General features: G+C 69.7%; 10 protein-coding genes. 1 reads left to right on the top strand and 9 read right to left on the bottom strand.

Features of this window, described 5'->3' with window-relative positions:
* Positions 1-105: 105 nt before the first annotated feature.
* The 6 genes from K343_RS0112030 to K343_RS21895 all read right to left on the bottom strand — a co-directional run bounded on the left by K343_RS0112030 (position 106) and on the right by K343_RS21895 (position 11,352).
* Positions 106-4,980 (bottom strand): NAD-glutamate dehydrogenase, encoded by a 4,875-nt coding sequence (locus K343_RS0112030; protein ID WP_028008298.1) that lies wholly within the window; start codon positions 4,978-4,980, stop codon positions 106-108.
* Positions 4,981-5,224: 244 nt separating this feature from the next.
* Entirely contained in the window at positions 5,225-6,670 is a 1,446-nt protein-coding gene (locus K343_RS0112025; RefSeq protein ID WP_028008297.1) for a purple acid phosphatase family protein, read from the bottom strand.
* Positions 6,667-8,841 (bottom strand): TIM-barrel domain-containing protein, encoded by a 2,175-nt coding sequence (locus K343_RS0112020; RefSeq protein ID WP_084615852.1) that lies wholly within the window; start codon positions 8,839-8,841, stop codon positions 6,667-6,669. The genes K343_RS0112025 and K343_RS0112020 overlap by 4 nt, the downstream gene beginning before the upstream one ends.
* A gap of 243 nt (positions 8,842-9,084) precedes the next feature.
* Positions 9,085-9,996 (bottom strand): 2-hydroxyacid dehydrogenase, encoded by a 912-nt coding sequence (locus K343_RS0112015; protein ID WP_051278295.1) that lies wholly within the window; start codon positions 9,994-9,996, stop codon positions 9,085-9,087.
* Between the two features lie 41 nt (positions 9,997-10,037).
* Positions 10,038-10,448, bottom strand: a complete 411-nt coding sequence (locus K343_RS0112010) for a DUF6491 family protein (protein WP_028008294.1) — start codon at positions 10,446-10,448, stop codon at positions 10,038-10,040.
* A gap of 76 nt (positions 10,449-10,524) precedes the next feature.
* Entirely contained in the window at positions 10,525-11,352 is an 828-nt protein-coding gene (locus tag K343_RS21895) for a DUF3014 domain-containing protein (protein ID WP_051278293.1), read from the bottom strand.
* A 156-nt stretch (positions 11,353-11,508) separates the two neighbouring features.
* Between K343_RS21895 and K343_RS0112000 the strand changes: the two genes are divergently transcribed.
* On the top strand, positions 11,509-12,876 hold the full coding sequence (locus K343_RS0112000) for a cytochrome P450 (RefSeq protein WP_028008293.1): 1,368 nt from the start codon (positions 11,509-11,511) through the stop codon (positions 12,874-12,876).
* A gap of 79 nt (positions 12,877-12,955) precedes the next feature.
* On the opposite strand, the gene K343_RS0111995 is transcribed toward K343_RS0112000, so the two are convergent.
* The 3 genes from K343_RS0111995 to K343_RS21885 form a co-directional block, all read right to left on the bottom strand.
* Positions 12,956-13,444, bottom strand: coding sequence for a hypothetical protein (locus tag K343_RS0111995; RefSeq protein ID WP_154662535.1), 489 nt, complete (start codon positions 13,442-13,444; stop codon positions 12,956-12,958).
* 65 nt (positions 13,445-13,509) lie between these two features.
* Complete coding sequence (locus tag K343_RS24915) at positions 13,510-13,815, bottom strand: hypothetical protein (RefSeq protein ID WP_043112670.1); 306 nt, start codon at positions 13,813-13,815, stop codon at positions 13,510-13,512.
* A 56-nt stretch (positions 13,816-13,871) separates the two neighbouring features.
* Positions 13,872-15,005, bottom strand: coding sequence for a hypothetical protein (locus K343_RS21885; RefSeq protein WP_028008291.1), 1,134 nt, complete (start codon positions 15,003-15,005; stop codon positions 13,872-13,874).
* Positions 15,006-15,182 lie beyond the last annotated feature (177 nt).

Genomic DNA, 15,182 nt, shown 5'->3' with positions numbered 1-15,182 from the left:
ACGTTCACTCGCAATGTGATACGCCTCACGCCGTCATTCTTTGCCGAAGAAGACAAGGCAAGAGCCGGCGCCAGCCGGGATCGCATCCGGCGGACGCCCGCCACATCACGAGCCGCCGACCTCGCGCAGCTCCCGCACCGCGACCGCGAGCGTCATGAAGTCCGCCACGCCGCCGGCCTGCAGTTCCTGCAGGCGCCGGGTCGCGAACTGCAGCTTTGCCTGCCGCGCTTGCGCCCATGCCGCGAAGCGCGCCTCGGCGTCTGCGCCGGGACATTGCAGGACGCGGCCGGCGATCTTGCGGTGCAGGCGGTAGCTGTCCTCGCGCAGGTTGGAGCGCGCCAGCGCCTGCCACTTGCTGTGGGTCGGAAAGGCGATGATCGTCGACAGCAGCCACAGCATGCCGAGGCGGTCGCCGACGAGGAAATAGGCGCGCGCCGCCTCGCCGAGCGGCACGCCGGCGTCGCGCGCCAGCTCGATGATGTCGAGCGCACTGCCGAGCACCATGGTGTTGGCGAGCTGGTGAGCGAGACCGACCGGCACGCCGTCGGCGAGCATCGCGGCGACGGCCTTGTCCCAGTCGGCGCGATAGCTGGGCGGCAGCAGGTCCGGACACATCGCCGCCAGGCTGCCGACACCGTCGCCGAAGCGCTCGACCGCCTCATGCACCGGCCTGGCGGTCCAGCGATAGCTGAGCAGCCAGGTCGTGGCGTGCTTCATCAGCCCGATCGCGCGGCCAAACAGGCGCAGCTGCTGCGCGGCCGGGATGCGGCCGTCGAGCTCCTGGATCGGCAGCCAGTAGCGATCGCCGTCGAAGATCTCGTGCGCGACCGCATAGGCCTTGACCACCTCGGCGCGCGGCACGCCGTGATCCTCGGCGAAACGGTGCGCGAACGAAAAGCCCATGCGGTTGATGACCGCGTTGGCGAGCACGGTGGCGATGATCTCGCGCCGCAGGCGATGGCCGAGCAGCGGCTCGCGGTACTGCGCGACGAGCGCGCGCGGGAAGTAATCGAGCAGGTCGCGATCGAAGAAGGGCTCGTCCGGCACGCCCGACTGCAGCAGCGAGTCGTACAGCGAAATCTTGCTGTACGACAGCAGCACGGCGAGCTCCGGCCGCGTCAAGCCCTTGCCGCGCGCACGACGCTCCTTCAGGCCCTCGTCGTCCGGCAGGAACTCGACGGCGCGATGGAGGTGGCCGTCGCGCTCGAGGGTGCGCATCACCTCGTTGTGCTCGCCGAGCTGCTCGGCGGCGCCGCGTTCGATCAGGCTGATCGCCAGGCTCTGCACGTAGTTGTCGCGCAGCACCGCCGCGGCGATCTCGCCGGTCATGCCGGCGAGCAGCGGATCGCGCACCGCGCGCGTCAGCTTGCCCTCGTGCATCAGGCCGTTGAGCGGAATCTTGATGTTCACCTCGCGATCCGAGGTGTGCACGCCAGCGGCGTTGTCGATGAAGTCGGTGTTGATGCGACCGCCCTCGCCGCCGCGGCCCTGCAGCGCCCCGCCGTACAACGAATACTCGATGCGACCGAGCTGCGTGATGCCGAGATTGCCGCCCTCGCCGACCACCTTGCAGCGCAGTTCGCGGCCGTTGACGCGAATCGCGTCGTTGGCGCGGTCGCCGCACTCCTGATGCGACTGCAGATGGCTTTTCACGTAGGTGCCGATGCCGCCGTTCCACAGCAGGTCGACCGGCGCCAGCAGGATCGCACGCATCAGCTCCTGCGGCGTGACGCTGCCCTGCGTCAGGCCGAGCGCGCGCTGCGCAGCGTCCGACAGCCGGATCAGCTTGGCGCTGCGCGGCCAGACCCCGCCGCCGGCCGAGATCCGCGCGCGGTCGTAGTCGTCCCAGGACGAGCGCGGCAGCGCGAACAGGCGCTCGCGTTCGGCGAAGCCGAGTTCGGCATCGGGCTCGGGGTCGATGAAGATGTGGCGATGATCGAACGCAGCGATCAGGCGGGTCTGCCGCGACAGCAGCATGCCGTTGCCGAACACGTCGCCGCTCATGTCGCCGATGCCGACGGCCGTGAACGGCTCGCGCTGGATGTCGCGCCCGGCGCGCTGCGCGCCGGCCTCGTCGGTCCACGCCAGCTCGCGGAAATGGCGCTTGACGCTCTCCCAGGCGCCGCGCGCGGTGATGCCCATCTTCTTGTGGTCGTAGCCGGCGCTGCCGCCGGAGGCGAAGGCGTCGCCGAGCCAGAAGCCGTACTCGGCGGCGAGACCGTTGGCGATGTCGGAGAACGTGGCCGTGCCCTTGTCGGCGGCCACGACCAGATACGGATCGTCGCCGTCGTGGCGGACCACGTCGGGCGGCGGCACGATCGCATCGCCGACGCGGTTGTCGGTGATGTCGAGCAGGCCGCGCAGGAAGGTCTTGTAGCACTCGACGCCCTGCTGCGCCCAGGCTTCGCGCTGCGACGGATCGCCCTGCTTGACGACGAAGCCGCCCTTGGCGCCGACCGGAACGATGATCGCGTTCTTGACCATCTGCGCCTTCATCAGGCCCAGCACCTCGGTGCGGAAATCCTGGCGGCGGTCGGACCAGCGCAGGCCGCCGCGCGCGACGCGACCGCCGCGCAGATGAATGCCCTCGACCTCCGGCGCATAGACGAAGATCTCGAACATCGGCAGCGGCGCCGGCAGCTCCGGCACCTTGCGCGGATCGAGCTTGATCGACACGTAGCGCTTGGCGCCGCCGTCGGCGTCCTTCTGGAAGTAGTTGGTGCGCAGCGACGCACGCACCACGGCGGTATAGGCACGCAGCACGCGGTCGCCGTCGAGCGTCGCGACCTTGTCGAGCGCATCGTCGAGCGCCTGCGCGAACTTGATCTCCTCGTCGCGGCGGCGGTCGTCGGCGAGCGTCGGATCGAAGCGGGTCTCGAACAGCCGCACCAGCAGCCGCGCGACCGTCGCGTATTCGGCCAGCAGCCGCTCCTGGTAGTCCTGGCTGTACGGCAGGCCGGTCTGGATCAGGTACTTGGTCAGCGCGCGCAGGCAGACGACCTGGCGCGCGTCGAGGCCGGCGAGCAGCACCAGGCGATTGAGTCCGTCGTTCTCGGTCTGGTTCTGCCAGGTCTGCAGGAACGCGTGCTCGAAGTACGCGCGCTGCTGCTCGGCCGGCAGCGGGCCGGCGCCGGCCAGCTCGATCTGGAACTGCTGCACCCAGAGCACGGGGCCGTCCTTCGGCCGGATCTCGTGCGGGTCCTGCGAGAGTACGCGCAGCCCGAAGTTCTCGAGCGTCGGCAGTACGTCCGACAGCGGCAGCGGCTGCCCCCAGCAATAGAGCTTGAGCGCCGTCACGTGCGGCGGCGCCTCGTCGCCCGACTCGACGATCAGGCGCGGCAGCACGCTCTTCGCCGCCGTCAGCTGCAGCAGGTAGCGCAGGTCGATCGCCGCCTCTTCGGCACTCGCGCTTTCCTGATACGAAAGTGGGAACGCATCGAGGAAGCGGTTCAGATGCACGTTCTCGCGCAGCTTGCCGCGCGCGCAGGCATCGCGCAGCTGCTCGCGCCAGGAACGCGTCGCCGCCAGCAGGCGATGCTCGATCTGCGCCGGCGTCGATGTCAGCATCGTGCCCGGCGGCGTGCGCACGATGTAGTGGATGCGCGCCATGCCGTGGCGCAGGAACTCGGTGTTGCGGTCCATGCCGACGCCGCCGCAGGCCGCCATCAGCTCGCTGCCGATGCGGTCGCGCAACTCGCGCGAGTAGCGCTCGCGCGGCAGGAACACCAGGCACGAGAAGAAGCGGCCGTAGCGGTCGCGGCGCATGAACAGCTTGAGCTGCGCGCGCTCGCGCAGCGCGCGCACGCCCATGCAGATGTCGTAGAGCTCGTCCTCGTTGGACTGGAACAGCTCGTCGCGCGGCAGCTGGTAGAGAATCTCGCGCAGGTACTTGCCCGAATGCGACAGCTCCGGCAGCCGCGAGCGCTGCATCACGTGCTCGGCCTTGCGCCGCATCAGCGGGATATTGCGCGGCCGGTCGATGTAGGCATCGGCCGAGAACAGGCCGATGAAGCGCGAGGTGCCGCCGATGCTGCCGTCGGCGCGCACGCGCTTGACCGAGACCACGTCGACGAACTCGGCGTGATGAATGTGCGAGCGGAAATTGCCCTTGGTGATGACGACCAGGCGCGAGGACTCGCTGTACTTGTCGAGTTCCTCGCGCGGCGCGATCAGCGCGTCGGCGTCGGCGTAGCGGCGGCCGGGCCGGGCCAGGCCGAGCGCGGCCTCGGGCCGCGTCGCAAAGCGCGACCGGCCGTCGTCGCCGGCGACGACATCGGTCTCGATGTAGCCGAGGAAGGTGAAATGGCCGTCCTCCAGCCAGCGCAGGAACTCGCCGGCCTCGTGACCGTCGTCGCTGGTCGCGTCCGCGCGCAAGGCACCATAGTGTTCGGCCAGCTCGACGGCGCGCGTGCGCATCGCCGAGAAGTCGTCGACCACGCAGCGGATGTCGCCGAGCACGCCAGAGACCGTCGCTTCCAGCGCGGTGTAGCTCGCGGCGTTGGCAAAGGCCTCGAACTCGATATGGATCATCGACTCGGCTTCGCCGTCGGCGGCCAGCTCGTCCCAGCGCTGCTCGCGGTCGCGGGCGACATGCACGATCGGATGGACCAGCCAGTCGATCGGTGCGCCGGTGTCGCGAATCGCCATGCTCAGCGAATCGACCAGGAACGGCATATCGTCGACCACGGTCTCCAGTCGCGCCAGGCCGCGGCCGTCGCGCGACGCGAAGTCGGCCGGCGGCAGTACCCGCACCAGCGCCTCGCCCGGCGCGCGCCGCTGCGCGAACAGGAAATGGCGCAGCGCCGTGTCGACCAGTTCCTCGGCCGAGCGCATGCGCAGCGTGTCCTGCGAGGCCATCTCGTAGTAGGCCTTGATGAAGGGCACGAAGGCGGCGCGGACATTGGCCGGCGCGCGCTCGCGGCCCAGAACCTGCAGGCGTTCCAGCAACATCGCCTGTTCTTCGACGGCTTCCGATCTCATGCGCGCTCCTGCACGGCCGAGGGGATGATAGACACCGCGTTTTTCGGACGAGTATATGCCGGGCGCCGCGAAGCGCCTGCGGTGAAAACCCTTGGATCGCCGTCGCCTGGGTGGAAGTCAGGAGTACGCACCGAACCTTGTTCGGCCCAACGCTCGCGCGCGCCTCCTTCTTCGCGCACCGCACGAAGCCGCGCGTCGGAACCGTGCCGGGCGCCGAAGTTTCTTCGGCGCGCGTGACGAAATGTCAGGCGCCGGTTTCGGCGAGATCGTGCAGGCGGTTGCGCTCGATCGTGTGGCGGATCATCGCCTCGTAGTCGAAGCCCGCGTCGGCGCGCGACTTGGCGGCGGCGACGACGAATGCCGCGCGCGCCGTGGTGCTGCGCGCCGGGATCTCGAAGGTATCGAGCACCGGCAGCTCGGCGCCGTCGGGCAGCACTTCGAGCGCGTCGTTCTCGACGCCGTAGGTGGTGCCGCGAAGGGTCGTGCCGTCGACGACGAATTCGGTGAAGCCGTGGCGCAGCAGCGCGATCGCCGACCAGTCCGAGCGATTGACGACCAGTTCGTACAGCGACTGCCCGCCGCCGCCCTGCGTGACCTGCACGTAGCCGCCGTCGCGCGGACGGCCGTAGCCCATCGGCTGCGAGCGCTCGTAGATATGGTCGTGGCCGACGGCGAGCAGGTCGACGCCGTGCCGCAGCAGGATGTTCTCCTCGAGCGCGACCAGCGTGAAGTTGGCCGGATCGCGGCCTTCGCAGCTGGTCCAGATCGTGTAGTGCTGCACGAAGACGATGAAGTCGATCGCGCCGGCGGCGCGACGGCGCGCGGCGTCGGCGAGATCCGACTCCAGCCACGCCAGCTCGGCGAGCAGCGCCCCCGCATCGGCGAGATCGCCGACCAGCGAGCCGCCAGTGCTGAAGCAGAAGTGCACGTTGCCGTAGTCGAAGCTGTAGTAGGTGTTCTGGCCGGGCTGCGTCATGCGCGTGCGGTAACCATCGCCGCCGCCGTCCTTGGCCTCGTGATTGCCCGGGCAGGTCATCAGCGGCACGCGCGCGGCGAGCGGCTCGAGCATGTCGAAGTACTGATCCCAGACCGGCTGCTCGCCGTTGGCGTACGACAGATCGCCGGCGATGATCGTGAAGTCCGGCGCGCGCTGCTGCACGCGCGCGACCACCGCGCGACTGGCATCGGACATCGCGTGATCGCCGAAGTGGCAGAAGCGGAAGCCCTCGGCCGGCGCCGCCGGCAGCACGCGCACCGCCGACCAGCCGCCGGCCTCGGAGCCGACGCGGTAGCGCAGCGCCTTGGCCGGATCGAGCTCGCTCGCCGTCGCCGTGTGCGTCAGCGCGTCGACGCCGTAGGTCGCCTGCGCGCTGCCCTCGGCGCGCGACGGAAACGCGGCGCTGGCGATCTCGCAGTCGCTCATGCCGGCCTCGACCGGGCCGTACTCGATGACGCTGCCCGGATCGCTGCTGCCGTCGGTGAACCAGGTCAGCGTCCGCGTCGTGCGCGGATCGCCGGTCCAGCTCGCGTGCAGGCCGCGCGGCGGCTGCGTCCCCGCGGTCGAGACTGGCGTCGCGCAGCCGGCACCGGCGGCGTCGCCGTCGCTGCCGCCGCAGCCGGGCAGCGCGCCGAACAGCGGCGGCAGCAGCAGCGCGGGCGTGGACTTGAGCAGGCTGCGGCGGGTAATCACGGCAATTCTCCGGCGGTGACGCCCGTCGGCAGCTCGGCGCCGTCGCGGACGTAAAGAGGCAGGGTTTCGAGGTCGATCAGTTCGAGGCGCGTCTGCGGACCTTCGTGGACCGCGCCGCTCCAGAAGTCGCGCCAGCGGCCGGCCGGCAGATAGACGCGGCGCGTGCTCAGCGGCAGGCCGCTGGCCAGCGTCGTCGCCGGCGCGACCAGCAGGTCGTCGCCGAACAGGTATTCGTCGTCGGCCGCCACCGCGTCGGCATCGTCGGGATACGCGTACGGCAGCGGCCGCACGATCGGCGTGCCGTCGGCGATCGTGCGCCGCGCGGCGGCGGCGATGTACGGCACGAGCCGATCGTGCAGCGTCGCGTAGCGGCGGTAGACCGTCACCGCGCGCGCGCTGACCCACCACGGCGGCACCGGCGTCTGCATGATCGGCGACAGCGCGCCGAGCTGCGTCCAGCGGATATAGGTCGCCTCGGTCGGCGGCAGCAGCGGAATGCCGCCGGCCGCCTCGCCCAGATCCTGGCGCGCGCCGGCATAGCCGCCGATGTCCGAACCGTTGAACGCAAAGCCCGACACCGACAGCGACAGCAGCGAGCGCAGCGCCTGCGTCAGCCCCAGCTCGCCGAGCAGGCTGGTGTTGTCGGCCGCCCAGTGGCCGGCCCATTGCGCCGAACCGTTCCAGCCGCCGCGCGCGAAGATCGCGAAATCGCCGGACGGACGCGCGGCGGCGAAGGCGTCGTAGATGGCCTTGTGATAAAGCCCGACGTAGGCGTTGTGGTTGAGCCGGTTCGGCAGGCCGTTGGCCCAGACCGAATCGTCGGAGAGATCTTCCTCGCCGCGGTCGACCTTGACGCCGTCGACGCCGCGTTCGATCAGCCGGCGCAGACCGTCGCGCCACCAGGCGTAGGCGGCGGCGTTGGTGAAATCCAGATGCGTGTCGATGCCGCGCGTCGGGTAGTAGGTCGCGTCGTTGCCGTCGGCACGCGTGCCGGTGACCGTCCAGCCGTTCTGCGTCGCCAGCGTCTGCGCGTCGCCCGATACGAACGGCGACAGCCAGACCATGAAGCGCACGCCCTTGTCGTGCACCTCGCGAATCAGCGCGTCCGCGTCGTCGAAGCGCGCCGGATCGAAATCGAAGCTTGCCTTGCCGGCGTCCCAGGGGTTGTCGAGCCAGACCGCGCCGAGCGGGATGTCGCGCTCGATCATGCCGTCGACCAGCTTGCGCACGCTCTCGGTGCTGGTGTCCGAGTCCTGCCAGACCATCGGCCGCCACATCCAGTCCGGCGGCGTCCACTGCGGACGGCCGACGCGCGCGGTATGCGCGGACAGCATCTGCGCCGGCGTGCCGCGGTAGTAGACGAGATCGAGCGCATCGTCCTCGATCGTCGCGCGCACCGCGTCGTCGCGTTCGTTGCGGCGTGCGAAGACGATCTCGCCGCGCGCGTCGGAGGCCAGCGCCGCGCCCCAGCCGCAGGGGCACCAGAAGAACGGCGCGGCGATCTCGTTGGTCGAGCCTTCGCGATTGGCGCCGGGACCGTGGCTGATCCACAGCGGCAGCGCCGTATCGCGCAGGTTGAAGCCGGAAAAGCGCTGGCCGCCGCCGAACCAGGCATCGCCCTCGTCCGCCTGCCAGACCGTCGACACGGCGGTGACGCCGGCCGCCTTCGGCGCGTAGCGCAAACGCAGCGTGCCGTCGTCGGCGAAGCGCAGCGTCAGCGTCGCGCCGGCGCCGTCGTCGGTCTGCACCGCGACGATCGCCTCGCGCCCCTGCAGCGTCACCGCCGTCGGCCGCAGCGCCGCATGCCAGGTCTCGCCCGCCAGATAGGCGAACGGCTGGTCGGTGATCGTCGGCAGGCCCGGATAGGCCTTGTCGATGCCGTCCTGCTTGTCGTTGAAGCGCGCGTAGTCCGGATTGCTCATCGCTCCCGACGGCGTCGCGTCGACCGTCAGCTCGGCGCCACCCGCATCACGCCAGCGCAGCCGCCACTGCGCACGGTCCAGCTCGACGATGCTGCGCCCGTCGCCGATCGCGTACTGCGTCGCGCTCTCCTGCAGCGTCAGCGGCGCCGCGGTATCGCGGTCGCCGGACGCACCGCCGCAGGCCGCCAGCAGAAGGGACAAACACCAGGCGCCAGCCAGCGCCGGCAGACGGAAACGATGACGCAACATGAGGAAATCCAGAACCCTGATCGAAATGCGGTCCGGCGGCAACGAAGCCGGGCATGACCGGGCACCCGCCCCGGCCGCGAATGCAGGATTGCAACGCAGGCGTTTTGCAAAGCCGTGTCGGAAAGATGAAAAGCGCGACAGCCGGCGAGCGCGGGGCTCGATTTACCATCGCCGCGCCGCGCGCTGCGGTACGAGGTGGGGCCGGCGTCACGGCCGGGCACGGCCCGCGCCGAAGGACGAACGCTAGTCGAGCACCGGCGTCAGCAGTCGTCCGTCGCGGAAATACGCGCGCAGATTGGCGATCGTCAGATCGGCCATCGCCTGCCGCGTCTCGCGCGTGGCGCTGCCGATGTGCGGCAGCAGCACGACCTTGTCGAGCGCCAGCAGGGCTTCGGGCACCTGCGGCTCGTGCGCATAGACGTCGAGCGCGGCGCCGGCGATGCGGCCTTCGACGAGCGCCGCGACCAGCGCGGCTTCGTCGACGACGCTGCCGCGCGCGACGTTGATGAGGAAGGCCTGCGGCGGCAGCGCGGCGATCACCTCGCGCGATACCAGATGCCGGGTCTGCGCACCGCCGGCGGCGGCGATCACGAGGAAATCACTGTCCGCCGCCAGCGCCTGCGGCGTCGCGTGATAGGCGTACGGCACGCCGGCCTGCGGCCGGCGGCCGTGGTAGGCGATACGCATGCCGAAACCCTCGCCGCGCCGCGCGATCGCGCGGCCGATGCGGCCAAGCCCGACGATGCCGAGCCGCTTGCCGCTGACGCGCGTCTGCAGCGGAAACGGGCGGCCGGCTGCCCAGTCGCCGCGGCGCACGAAGCGCTCGGCGGCCGAAACGCCGCGCGCGACATCGAGCAGCGCCGCCCAGGCGAGGTCGGCCGTGCAGTCGGTCAGCACGTCCGGCGTGTTGCTGAACGGAATGCCGCGGGCGCGAATCGCGGCGACGTCGAGCGCGTCGTAGCCGACGCCGAAGTTCGAGATGACGCGCAGGTTCGGCAGGCGCGCCAGCAACGCCGCGTCGACCGGACCCCAGACCGAGGTGACCAGCCCGACGAAGCCGGCGCCCTGCGCGGCAAGGAAGGCGTCGGCGTCGGCCTGCCGCCACAGCGGCGCCAGGTCGAACTCGGCAGCAAGCGCGGCCTCCAGCGACGGCATCAGGCGGCCGACCTGCAGGACGCGCGGCCGCGCGCCGATCGCTAGTCCTTCTTCTTGAGACGCTTGAGCTCGTGCAGCTCGCGGATCGGACACTGTTGCGAGAAACCCATGTTGCGCGTGATCAGCTTGTCGAAGCGCGTGACCTCACTGCCCATCGCGGTGAAGCCGATCGTGGTCGCCGAGGACAGGTCGTTGCACGGCCCGAGCAGGGTGACGAGATAGTCGCGGCTGACACCGGCGCTGAAAACGACGTGTTCGTCGTCGATGTAGCCCCAGCCGTTGATGGTCCAGTTGACGATGCGGTCGACCGGCTTGCCAAGTTCATAGCCTTTGTCGTCGAGCTTCTGCTCGAGCGTCTTCGGCTTCTGTCCGGGCGGGGTGGCGGCACAGGCCCCGAGCAGGACGGCGGCGACGCCGGCCACAAGGGCTGCCTTCAGGCGAATGCGCTGCATGGCGAAACTCCAGGCCGCGTGGGGGGCGCGGCAACGCCCCTCACTTTGCCAGCCGCCGGCGCCGCTGGCCAGCGGCTCAGCGCGGCGCCGCGTCGGCGGGCAGCGCCCGTGTGACGATCACCGCGCGGATCTGCCGCAGCTTGGCCTTGACGAGCGTGGCGTCGTCGGCGCCGAGGCGGATGATCGCCTTCTGGCCGAACGACAGCGCTTCGAGCTGCGGATCGGCGTACTGGTAGAGCACTTTCGGCTGCGTCAGCACGATCGGCCCGTCGACGCTCGGCGTCGCCAGCAGGTGATCGAGGACTTCGATCAGGCGCGTGTTGAAGTCGCGCTGGCCGTAGCCCAGCTCGCCGTAGGCGCGCTGGAACAGCGGGTAGTAACGGAAGTAGAAACTCACCAGACGTTCGGCGTCGACGCTGCGCACCAGCGTCATCAGCGCCGCGTAGCGCTGCGCGTTGGCGGCGCCGAGCACGAGCTGGCCGTCGCGCTGCTCGACGACCGGCACGCCGGCGACGTGGCGCGCCGGACGCTGCGGCAGCGGCACGCCGTCGCGGTCGAGGCTGTCGATGAACACCACCCAGCGGCGCACGATCTGATTCGGAATCAGCCAGGCCTCGAGCGGCTGACGACCGACGAGCCCTTCCAGTTCGCCGCGCACGGCGCTGTCGCTGCCGGCCAGTTCGGGCAGCACGAAATCGGGCTGTGCGGCGCTTTGTTCGGGCACGCGGTACGCCGGTGCCGACGCGGCGGGCGCCGGCGCCGACGAAGGCGTCGTCGCAGCCTCCGGCACGGTCGATGGCGCCGCTGCGTCCGGCAGCAGATCGCGTCCGTAGTGATACCAGAGAATGGCGCCGATACCGGCGGCGGCAGCGACTGCGATCAGGATGTTGCGGGTCTGGCTCATGACGCTCCTTCCGATCCGTGGGGGAAGGTCGAGTTTCCCACGTCCGCGCGGGACGGCATACCCGCCTCCCCCGCTCGGATGAGTTGAGTCCGGCGACCCTTTGCTACAAGGGCGTCGATCCGCGGCGCCGAGCGCCGCCCGCCGACAGGAAGTCCCGTGAGCACCGTCCATCCCACGCTCGAAGCCCGCCAAACGCCGACGCTGCGCGGCCTGCCGCTGATCGGCAGCCTGATCCCGATGGCCCGGGACCCGGCCAAATTCTTCCTCGACTGCTATCGCCGCTTCGGGCCGGTGGTGCGCATGAAGGTGCTCGGCCAGCCGTACGTGCTGATCGCCGGCGTCGAGGCCGCCAATTTCATGGGCACGCGCGAAGGCAAGGAATGCCTGCGCTCGAAGGAGTTCTGGCAGGGCCTCGTCGAGGAATACGGCGCGACCCAGGTGCTGCCCGGCACCGACGGCGAGGCCCACAAAAAGCTGCGCGACGTCATGCGCCACGGCTACTCGAAGGAATCGATCCAGGGCCGCTACAACGAGCTGATCGCGATCACCGACGGCTCGCTGCGGCGCGACTGGCCGGTCGGCAGGAAAGTGCCGGTGGTCGAAGCGATGCAGTACATGGTCGTCGACCAGCTCGGCACCATCCTGACCGGCGCCGCGCCGCTCGAATACGTCAAGGACATCCGCATCACCATCCTGCACATCCTCAACGTGCTGGTGACGCGCCAGCGGCCGAAGATCCTGCTCAAGCGACCGCAGTACAAAAAGGCCAAGGCGCGCGTCTACGAACTCGGCGAGAAGATGATCGCCGCCGCCAAGGCGCGCGTCGGCAAGATCAGGGACGAGGAGCGCAACCTGATCGACGACGTCATGCAAGCGCATCTCGACACGCCCGAGGTGATGCCGGCCTCGGATCTGATCGTGACGCTGACCGGCCCGTACGTGGCCGGCCTCGACACCGTCGCCAATACCACGGCGGCGATCGTCTACACCGTGCTCAAGCACCCGGACGTGCTCGCGCGCGTGCAGGCCGAGGTCGACGCGCTGTTCGCCGGCGGCACGATCGAGGAAGACGATCTGCTCAAGCGCATTCCGTCGCTGCAGGGCGCGATCATGGAAACCATGCGCCTGTATCCGATCGCCGTCGCGCAGATGCGCACCGCGACCCGCGACTTCGTCTTCGCCGGCCACCAGATCCGCGCCGGCGAGATGATCTACGTCGGCACTTCGGTGCCGCACTTCATGGGCGAGTACTGGCCGGAGCCGGAGAAGTTCGACATCGACCGCTACGCCAAGCCGCGCGCCGAGCACATGCAGCCCGGCGTCTACTCGCCGTACGGCCGCGGCCCGCACACCTGCCTGGGCAAGAGCCTCGCCGAAATCCAGATCGCGCTGTCGATGGCGCGCCTGTTCTACAAGCTCGATCTCGAACTCGACCCGCCGGACTACGTGCTGAAGACCAAGACCGCGCCGACGCCTGGCCCGGAAATGGATTTCAAGGTACGCGTCAAAGGCCTGCGCCACTGAGGCGGCGGCAGCCGGAGCGCGTCGCCCGCCGTCCGGCGCTGCCACCCGACACGTCGCGAGCCGGCGGCGTCTGTCGTCTTCAAGCCGGATCGGACGCCGACAGGATCAGCACCGAAACCCGCCGTGAGCTGTCGATCGACCACGCCACGCCGTCGACCTCCAGCAAGGCGGCGTCGGCAGCGCCGGCGCGAGGCGCGGCATCGAGGCAGGCGTTGAAGCGCTCACCCGCGGCGGGCGGCCGACCCAGCGGGTCGAGCAGCAGCACGGTATCCATCCGCGCGCCCGTCAGCAGAAACGCATGACCGCACGAAGCTTGCAGCCGCGGATGGCGACAGTAGGCCGTCACCAGCGCCGGCTGCCCGGCAGCCGCCGCGGTCTGCAACAAGTCGCAGACGCCATCGCGTCCGCGCCGCGAATGTCGCCAGTGAAACGCCACGCCGGGAACGCGATCGCACAAGACCTGCCGGATCTGTCGATGGGTCGAGCCGCGCCAGTGGCCGGGCCGGACGCCGAACAGTTGCCGGGCCTGTCGCCGATCGGTGGCGACGCCCAGCAGGCTCAGCAGCATGCCGGACGCATAGACCGCGCAGTAGTCGGAGCGCAGGCTCTGGCGCAGGAACAGGAGCGCCTCCTCTAGCGCAACGCGGACCCGAAACCGCGCCACGGCGCCGCGGCCCGCACGCCCGTCTCCATCGCCTTCCTGGCCGCTTTCTTGGCCGCAAGCTTGCGGATCGCCTTCTTCACGGCCTTCTTGACCGCGGCCTTCCTGGCGGTCGCTTTCTTCACGACCTTCTTGGCCGTTGCCTTCTTGGCGGTCGCCTTCTTGGCCGCTGCCTTCTTGACGGTCGCCTTCTTGGCCGCTGCCTTCTTGACGGTCGCCTTCTTGGTGACCGCCTTCTTGCCAGATGCTTTCCCGGCCGATTTCTTCACTGTCGCCATGTCGTACTCCCGCATTGCCCGGCCGAGCCGGAAGAAAGCCGGACTCAGTGCCCCGTTCAGGACTCGATGCCGCGAAACGCATCCGATGCGCCCGCCGCCGTACCCAGATCGAGGGCCAGCCGTACCGCTTCGCCGCCGGCTTTCGGAATCACCGCACCGATCCAGAAGGCCTCGCTGACCGTATTGGCATAGATCGCAAGGCCGGACTCGAACGGGCAGGCCGACACGACTTCCGGCAGGAACGAGTGGTGCAGGAGCCAGAACATCTTGCCGCTTTCCTGCACATCACCGCTCTTCAGGCTGACCTTGATCGAATAGACGTTGTCGGCGGCCTTCGTGACCTCGGCGCTCAGCGTGTAACCCGCGGCCTGCGCAGGGCCGAAGCCCTGCAGCGGCTCGTCGTCCCATTTCGATGCCGCGTCGTAGCGCTTGCGGATTTCGTCGACGGTTGCGGCATCGACGCCGGCGTCCTTCATTTCCGCCATCTGCCGGTCGAGGGCGTGGGCCGGCACGGCCAGCGGCAGTTCCTTGAGCTTGGTTTCGAGCCGTTCCGATTTCGCCTTGGCCGCGCGGACCTCGTTCTTCAGTTCCAGATAGGACTCGCGCAGTTCGGACGGCAGGAAGCGCAAGGACCACAGATAGATCAGCAGAAAGCCCGCGAATCCGAACGGCAGCACCAGCACGATGCCCGGTGTCGCGTTCGCGCCGTGCGCATCGAGAGTGACCGCCTGCGTCAGCCAGAGGCCGAGCTGGGTGGCCTCGGCGCTGATCTTGCCCAGATTGACGAGGCTCAGGCCGACGATCATCGTCGTCAGCCATCGCGCGATTTCCTCGAGGCTCGTGTTCGGCCGGATCGACGGCTGACGGGCGCTGTCCGTCGCCGATCCGTCGGCGTCGCCGCTGCCCGCCGCCGGCGTGCTGCCGTTCCACGACGGCGCGCCGAACAGCAGGCCGAACAGGCCGCCGGCGGCGAACGCCGCCGCGGCGCTGAGCAGGGCCAGGAACGCTCCGGCCGTACGACAGCCGAATCCGCACTGACGAACGCTGAATCCGTAGAGCGCCGCCACGACGCCGCCGATGACCGTGGCGATCGCGATCGCGGCAATGATGAGCGCAACCTGGGAGTTGTCCTTGTTCGGCTGGCGGATGATCTCCCAGGCCCCCGCCAGCAAGCGCGCCAGGGCGCTCATGTCTTGGCCACGGCGGATGCACCGATCGCGAAGCCGCCGCACCGCCGAACCGAGCGAGAACACGTCCGCATGATCAATCCCCCAATCGACGCCGCGTACGGCAAACCTGCGCTCGGCAACGCCTGACTGTCAACCGCGACGCGCGCGGCGCCGGCGCCGCCGCGCCGCCGTCTCCGC

This window comes from Solimonas flava DSM 18980 (assembly GCF_000426685.1).
GTDB classification, from domain to species: domain Bacteria; phylum Pseudomonadota; class Gammaproteobacteria; order Nevskiales; family Nevskiaceae; genus Solimonas; species Solimonas flava.
Note: the sequence above shows the minus strand (reverse complement) of the source record. Positions and strands in the feature narration are given on the sequence as shown.